6 protein-coding genes are annotated in these 6735 nt (G+C 73.2%); all 6 read right to left on the bottom strand.

Features of this window, described 5'->3' with window-relative positions; all coding sequences use genetic code 11:
• On the bottom strand, nt 1–1045 hold a 1045-nt coding region (locus tag ABD54_RS27800; protein WP_053063553.1), incomplete at its 3' end, for a carboxymuconolactone decarboxylase family protein.
• A 34-nt stretch (nt 1046–1079) separates the two neighbouring features.
• The gene (locus tag ABD54_RS07590) at nt 1080–2732 is read right to left on the bottom strand and encodes an FAD-dependent oxidoreductase (protein WP_047868707.1); all 1653 of its coding nucleotides are present in this window, start codon (nt 2730–2732) and stop codon (nt 1080–1082) included.
• Nucleotides 2729–3298 (bottom strand): DUF5987 family protein, encoded by a 570-nt coding sequence (locus ABD54_RS07585; RefSeq protein WP_047868706.1) that lies wholly within the window; start codon nt 3296–3298, stop codon nt 2729–2731. The genes ABD54_RS07590 and ABD54_RS07585 overlap by 4 nt, the downstream gene beginning before the upstream one ends.
• 48 nt (nt 3299–3346) lie before the next feature.
• Nucleotides 3347–4633, bottom strand: coding sequence for a cytochrome P450 (locus ABD54_RS07580; RefSeq protein WP_082166729.1), 1287 nt, complete (start codon nt 4631–4633; stop codon nt 3347–3349).
• A 56-nt stretch (nt 4634–4689) separates the two neighbouring features.
• Nucleotides 4690–5658, bottom strand: a complete 969-nt coding sequence (locus tag ABD54_RS07575; protein WP_082166730.1) for a DUF1702 family protein — start codon at nt 5656–5658, stop codon at nt 4690–4692.
• Nucleotides 5659–5774: 116 nt separating this feature from the next.
• Nucleotides 5775–6734: a DUF1702 family protein gene (locus ABD54_RS07570; RefSeq protein ID WP_047868704.1), complete on the bottom strand. Its 960-nt coding sequence runs from the start codon at nt 6732–6734 to the stop codon at nt 5775–5777.
• Nucleotide 6735 lies beyond the last annotated feature (1 nt).

The raw sequence follows: 6735 nt of genomic DNA, 5'->3' as shown, positions 1-6735 counted from the left end.
CCTTCGTCTTCCGTCTGGCGGGAACCGCCGCCTCGGACGCGGAGGCGTTCAGGGCCATGACCGCCGAGGCGGGCAAGGACTTCGACGGCGCCGTCAACGCGGCCCAGGCGACGGCGCGGACCAGGGTGGCGTCGTCGGCGCCGGCCTCCCTGCAGGACGCGACGGCGTCGTCGCCCACCTGGAAGGAGGCGCGCGCGGTGAGCAGCACCAGGCGTCCCAGCGGGCGGTCCCGCGGGACCAGGTCGCGAACCGCCTCCTGCACCCAGGACCGGTCGATCCCGGCGGGGCCGGTGCCGTGCTCGTCGAGGTTGCGGAGCAGCAGTTCGCGGACGGAGGCGGGAAGTGCGCGCTCACCGGCCCCGTCGATGGTGTCCGCCGCCGCGGACAGCGCGCGCAGGACGTGCGGGGCCCCCGCGGCCCAGTCCAGGTCGTCGGGGGCCGGCGCGTGCCGGGACCGCGGAGGCAGCAGGTCGAGGGCCGTGTCGGGGGTGATCGGGGGCCCCGGCCGGTGGGCGATGGCTCCGCCCGTGGCGCGGATCAGTGACGGCCGCGCGGCGCGGGGCGCGGAGGCGGGCAGCGGGGACTCGGGCAGGAAGACGTTGACCACGCGGTTGATGTGCTGGAAGGTCAGTGCGACGGCGCCCAGCTCGGCGTGTCGCACGGGGTCGTCCGCGGCGGCCTCCAGGAGGCGGAGTCCGCCACCGCCGTCCCCACCGCCGAGGGAGCCGAGGGTGGCCCCGTGCACCTCCACGCAGTAGGGACAGGCGTTGTCCCGGGACACGGAGGTGGCGACCGCCTCGCGGTCGGTCCTCCCGGTACGCCCCGGGACGAGGAGCGACTCCCGCAGCGCCGTCCAGGTGGCGGCGGCGCACTCGGGGGCCGGGGAGAGCATGGCGACCGGCGGGGCCAGGACCCCGAAGTCGCGCTCCACCCGCTCGTACAGCAGGGCGACACCGCCGCGCGCCCGTCCCGGCCGGACCGGCCGGATGTGGCGGACGTCGTTCAGTGAACGGCGCACGGCCGCCCTCAGGACCGTCCTGAGCACGGTGCCTCCTCTCCTCTCCGGGACCCTCGGGGGGTCAGGCGGACCGCCCGCCGGCCAGAGCGGAGACGCCCGCGCGACCCGACGTGGCGCCGTCGGGCGCGGGGGCGCCGTAGGTGACGTCGACGCCGCGCGCCCGGGCGGCCTCGACGATGCCGGGCACGGAGCGCTCGGCCAGGGCCGCGATGGTCATCGCGGGGTTGACGGTGAGGGCGCCGGGGACCGACGACCCGTCGGTCACGAAGATGCCCGGGTGCCCGCGCAGCTCGTGGCGGTCGTCGAGCGCCGAGGTGTGCGGGTCGTCGCCGATACGGCAGGAGGCCAGGGGATGGACGGTGTAGGCGCCGACCAGGTCGTTGGTCCAGGGGGCCACCCGTGCGATCCCGTCCTTCTCCAGGATCTCCCTGACCTCGGCGTCGGACTGGGACCAGCCCTTCAGGGTGTTCATGGTGGGGCGGTAGGTGAGCGGGCCCCGGCCGAGCATCTGCTGTGACAGGCGCACGGCGTTGCCTGAGGGCGGGGGCGGACCGAAGACCCCCTCGTTGTCGTCCTCGCTCATCGTGAAGACGATCAGCCACGACTTCCAGCGGCGCAGCATCTCCTTCTTGTCCGCGCCGAACCACGAGGGGGCTTCGGCGCCGGGGACCTGGGCGAGGATCGTGCCGAGGGCCGGGGGGAAGTAGAGCTGTTCGAGCGAGTAGCGCGAGTACTCGGGCAGTGACGCGTCCAGGCGGTCCCAGTTGGCCACGCACGGCCCCTTGCCGATCTGGAAGGCCTCGTAGGCGCGGCCGTCGCCTCGGGAGAGGCCTAGGACGTCGCGTACCCGGTCCTCGTCGACGACGGCGGTGTTGAGGCGTTCCCCGTTCCCGGAGAAGTAGCGGCCGACCGCGTGCGGCATGGCGCCCAGGTCGGACTCGGAGCGCTGGAGGATGACCGGGGTGGCTCCCGCCCCGGCGGCGAGGACGACGATCCGCGCCTCGATGGAGCCGGAGCCCTCGGTGATCCGGTAGTCCTCGCCGTCGATGACGTTGTAGTGCACCCTGTAGCCGCCGTCGTCCATGCGTTCCAGACGCTGCACCTCGTGCAGCGGGCGGATCCGCGCCCCGTGGGCGACCGCGGCGGGCAGGTAGTTGAGCACCAGCGACTTCTTGGCCTCGAACCGGCAGCCCGCCATCATCCAGTTGCAGTTGACGCAGGCGTCCTTGTCGATGGCGACCGGTACGGGGTTGGCGGTCCGGCCGGAGTGGTGGCAGGCCGCGCCCCACAGGCCGCCCGCGTAGCTGACGTCGGACCAGTCCTGGGTGCGCACCCCCATCGCCTCGGCGACGCGGTCGTACCAGGGGTCGAGGCTGTCCCGTGTGATGGCGGACGGCCACATCCGCCGCCCGATCGAGCCCTTGCGCTCGAAGACGAAGCGCGGGGCGCGGGGCAGGGCGGCGAAGTACACCATGCTCCCGCCTCCCACGCAGTTGCCTCCGAGCACGCTCATACCGTCGCCCACGGTGAAGTCGAAGGCCCGCGTGTAGGAGGAGCCGAGCAGGAAGTCGTGCTGGAGCTCCTCGGTCTCCAGCCAGGGCCCCCGTTCCAGGACGGTGACGCGGGCCCCGCCCGCGGCGAGGTGGTAGGCGGTGATGGCGCCGCCGAAGCCGCTGCCGACGACGAGGACGTCGGTCTTCTCCGATGTGGTCATGCGGGGCTCCCCGAGGAGGTCGTGTTCGGGTGGAGTCGGGCCGTGGGCCGGCCGTAGGAGTACTCGCGAAAGCGCAGGAGGCCGTCGGGGTCGGGGGCTGCGAAGCCCATGGCACGCAGACCCGGGTGCCCGGAGGCGATGGCCTCCGGGGTGCTGGTGTGGGCCGCGCTGTCGTAGGCCATGTTGCAGAAGAGGGCGAGCATCACCCAGAACTCCTTCTCCGGGTGCCCGGGCGCGGTGAGGGCGCGCACCAGGGCGGTCCGCTCCTCGAACGGGAGCTGGGCGAAGGGCGGCCCGTCGCCCTCCGGGGCGGTGCCCGTCCGCTCGGCGTGCTGCTCGGCGTGCGCGTTGAGCAACTGGGCGAACTCGCCCAGGCCGGAGGCAAGGCCGGTGGCCGGGTCCCGCAGGAGCTTCAGCGCCCCCGCCTCGACCGCCCCGGCGTCGTGTGATCGGCCCGCGACGGCCGTGTCGTCCGGTGCGCGCTTGCTTCCCGGGAGGATGGTGTCGGCGAACGCCTCCAGCGTCCGCGTCTCGACGCTGCCCGCGTCGGGGGTGCCCCTGGGCATGGTCGTCTCCTGACGTGTGGATGGGGTGGTGGGGTGCGGCGCGCCCGCTCAGACGGGGGCGACGCTCATGGGGAGTCCGCCGCGCACGCGCAGCGAGAGCATGGCCTCGGGGACGGCGCGGTGGCCCGGGGGCAGGGTGAGCCGCAGCTCGCGGGAGATGCTCGCGAGGACGAAGACCGCCTCCAGCATGCCCAGGTTGCTGCCCACGCAGACCCGGGGTCCGGCCCCGAAGGGGATGTAGGCGTAACGGTGCCGCTCGTTCCGGCGGTCGGGGCCGAAGCGCTCGGGGTCGAAGCGCTCGGGGTCCTCCCATGAGCCGGGGTGCCGGTGCAGGGTGTAGGGGCAGATGAGCACGTCCGCTCCGGCGGGTACGTGGTAGCCGCCCACCTCGTCGTCGGCCAGGGCCCGTCGCGGCAGGATCCACACCGGCGGGTACAGCCGCATGGCCTCTTGGACGACCATCGTGGTGAAGGTCAGCTCGTGCAGGTCCTCGTAGGAGGGGGGCCGGTCCCCCAGGACGCGCACGGCCTCCTCCCTGAGCCGTTCCGCGGTGCCGGGATTACGGTCCACCAGGTAGAGCGCCCAGCTCAGGGTGCTGGCGGTGGTCTCGTGCCCGGCCAGCAGCAGCGTGACCAGCTCGTCGCGCACCCGGCGCCCCCGCGCCCGGGGGTCGCGTTCCGAGGAGGCGGCGGCCAGCACGCGGGAGAGGGCGTCGTCACCGCCGGAGGAGGCGCCCTCGCGGACGAGGTGCCCCACGATCCGCTGGAGCTCCACCCGCGCGCGCCGGAACCTCGTCTGGGTACGGAAGGGCAGCCACACCGGCAGGGCGTTCATCGTGACCATGTCGAACATGGCCTGGTCCTGGACGGCCTCGAACGCGCCGCCGATGGTGTCGTGGGCGCGGAGGTCGGTGTCCAGCAGCGTCCTGCCGAGGACGCCCAGGGTCAGCCCGGTGGCCTCGGCGACCATGTCCACGGGGCCGCGTCCCGCGCGGGACCGCAGGCGCTCCACGAGGGCGGCGGCCTCCGCGGCCACCGCATCGGCCTGCGCGGCGATCCGCTGGTGCTGGAACACTGGACGGATCGTCCGGCGCTGGGCGCGCCACAGGTCGCCCTCACTGGTGAGCAGTCCGTCGCCGAGCGCCCGCTTGGCGTGGACCTGGCCGATGCCCTTGTGGTAGTTGCCGGCGTTCTCCGCCAGCACGTGCTTGGCGTGCTCGGGGTGGTTGAAGAAGTGAAGGGTCTTGGGTCCGACGACCATGCGGACCGCGTCGCCGGGCCGGTCCGCGGCCGACGCCATCAGTGCGACGCGGTCGGCGACGAGGTTCCTGAGCATTCCGGGGACGGCCGACGGCGGGGTGCGAGGGGGGAGGCGGCGCGCGCCCTTGAGAGTCACGGCCGCGCGCCCTCCCTCCGCGAGAACTCCTCAGCCAGGGCGGTCCGCCAGACCTCGTAGGCCGGGCGCTCGGGGCCCTCCCCCGCGTGCCGGTCCGGTCGCAGGTTCCGGGACAGCAGCGCCGCCTGCCGGGCGTCCGTTCCGCAGAGCACCTGCGAGGCCGCCTCCGTGTGGGGGACGAGGAGGCCCGCGCGCACGCGTGCCTCGGCTGCGAAAGCGCTGCCCTGCGCCACCTCCCAGCGGTGGCCGCCGGCGCGGTCGAGCAGGACGCGCAGCTCCTCCTCGTCGGCGCCGCCCGCGTAGGTGGCGGCCAGGCCGACACCGCTCCACAGGTCGGCGTGACGTTCCTCGTCGAACGTCAGGACCAGGTCGGCGACCCGTACCGGGTCGGTGCCCCCGACGAACCACAGTGCGCGGCCCACCCCCTGGTCCGCGGCCCGGAGGGCGTAGGGACCGTCCCCCGTCCTGCGGGCCGCGCGATCGTCCCGCAGTCCCTGGCGGACGTAGCGGTCCGTGTGGAAGTACGCCTGGTGGAACCCGTAACCGTCGTGGACGAGCCACCGCAGTACGGGGTCCAGGTTCCGGGTGGTCGGCCACAGGGGCCGGGGCAGCCGGGCCATGGCCCACCCGATCCCGATGTAGGCCATGTAGACGTGGTCGGCTCCGGGCCCCTCCAGGAAGCGGCGGGTCCTTCCTCCTCCGGGGAGCAGCCCGTCCAGGAGGGAGAAGCCCATGGCCGCTCCCTCGTAGGCGAAGCCCTGGTAGCGCGTCGGCAGCTCCTCGAGCAGTTCGCCGGTCAGGCGCGGGGAGGCCGTCTCCGCGGCGTGTCCGAGACCGGTGAGAAAGGACTCCCCCACGGTCTCCAGGACCCTTCGTCCCATGGGCCCCTTGTCATGGAAACCGCGCGTCTCGATTTTCGTCTCGGATACGTCCGGAGTGATGATCCGGCGCCGGATACTGCCCATCATGCCGGCCAATTCGTCCTCCCGCCCCTCGCGGTGGATGCGCCATTTTTCTGCTTTACATGCTTCTAGGGTCTTATGTCGTGGTCTACTCCGAAATTGCCTGTTAGTACCGATTTTCAGGAGAAGTGGGCTCGTATCCCCTCCCGCCAGATTTCGTAGGCCGGTCGACCGCCGTACGTGCCCGCTTCGACCTCGTTGTCGTCCGCCAGCCGCGAGGCCTGGACGGCCCCCATCCCGGTGAGCGCCCGGGTGGCCTCCTCCGTGTGCTCGGGGACGGTGCCGGAGAACACCCGTGCCCGGGCCGCGAAGACGGCTCCCTGACGGACGTGGGACCCGTCGGCTCCGGCCGCCCGGACGAGCTCTCCCAGTTCCGGCGCCGACGCGCCGCCTGCGAAGGCCGCGGCGAGTCCCACCCCGCTCCAGAGGTCGGCCCGGCGCTCCGAGGGGAAGGCCAGCACCGCGTCGGACACGGCCCGGCGGCGTCCGCCGTGGACGAACCACAGCGCCCTTCCCACGCCCTGGTCGAAGGCTCGGGGGAAGTACGCGGAATCGCCCAGCCAGGGGTAGGGGCGGGGGGCCTCCTGACGCCGGATCCAGCGCCGGGTGTGGAAGTAGGCGAGGTCGAAGCCGTAGCCGTCCACGGCCAGCCAGCTCATGGTCGGGTGGTAGGGGTTGTCGCGCAGCTCCGGCAGGACTCCCCGCCAGAGCGGGCGCGGTAGGCGCGCCATGGCGAACCCGATACCGATGTAGGCGAGGAAGGTGTGCGGCCTGGCGGGGCCGTCCATCAGTTCCCGCGTGCGGTCCGACCTTCCGCCCGGGAGCACGTCCCTGATGGTGAAGGCCATGGTCGTGCCCTCGTATGCGAATCCCCGCAGCGGGGCGTCCACGATCTCCAGGCGGTGTTCGGCCTCCCAGAGGTGGCGTGCCTCCATTCCCCATGCGAAACCGCAGATCACGGCCTCGGGTATCGTCTCCAGGTGCCGGGAGGCGGGGAAACCCCGTCGGGCGAACCCGACCTCGGCCAGGGAGGGTGTCAGCAGCGCGCGGCCCACAGCGCGCGGTACCGCGGACAGCATG

Origin of the sequence: Nocardiopsis sp. RV163 (genome assembly GCF_001029525.1) — a bacterium.
GTDB classification, from domain to species: Bacteria; Actinomycetota; Actinomycetes; order Streptosporangiales; family Streptosporangiaceae; genus Nocardiopsis; species Nocardiopsis dassonvillei.
The sequence above is the reverse complement of the archived record's forward strand: the minus strand, read 5'-3'. Positions and strand labels throughout refer to the sequence as shown.

What these genes read in the sequence shown, in the direction of transcription:
- ABD54_RS07590 (WP_047868707.1), bottom strand. Translation starts at nt 2,732, where the DNA reads ATGACCACATCGGAGAAGACCGACGTCCTCGTCGTCGGCAGCGGCTTC.
- ABD54_RS07585 (WP_047868706.1), bottom strand. Translation starts at nt 3,298, where the DNA reads ATGCCCAGGGGCACCCCCGACGCGGGCAGCGTCGAGACGCGGACGCTG.
- ABD54_RS07580 (WP_082166729.1), bottom strand. Translation starts at nt 4,633, where the DNA reads ATGCTCAGGAACCTCGTCGCCGACCGCGTCGCACTGATGGCGTCGGCC.
- ABD54_RS07575 (WP_082166730.1), bottom strand. Translation starts at nt 5,658, where the DNA reads ATGGGCAGTATCCGGCGCCGGATCATCACTCCGGACGTATCCGAGACG.
- ABD54_RS07570 (WP_047868704.1), bottom strand. Translation starts at nt 6,734, where the DNA reads ATGCTGTCCGCGGTACCGCGCGCTGTGGGCCGCGCGCTGCTGACACCC.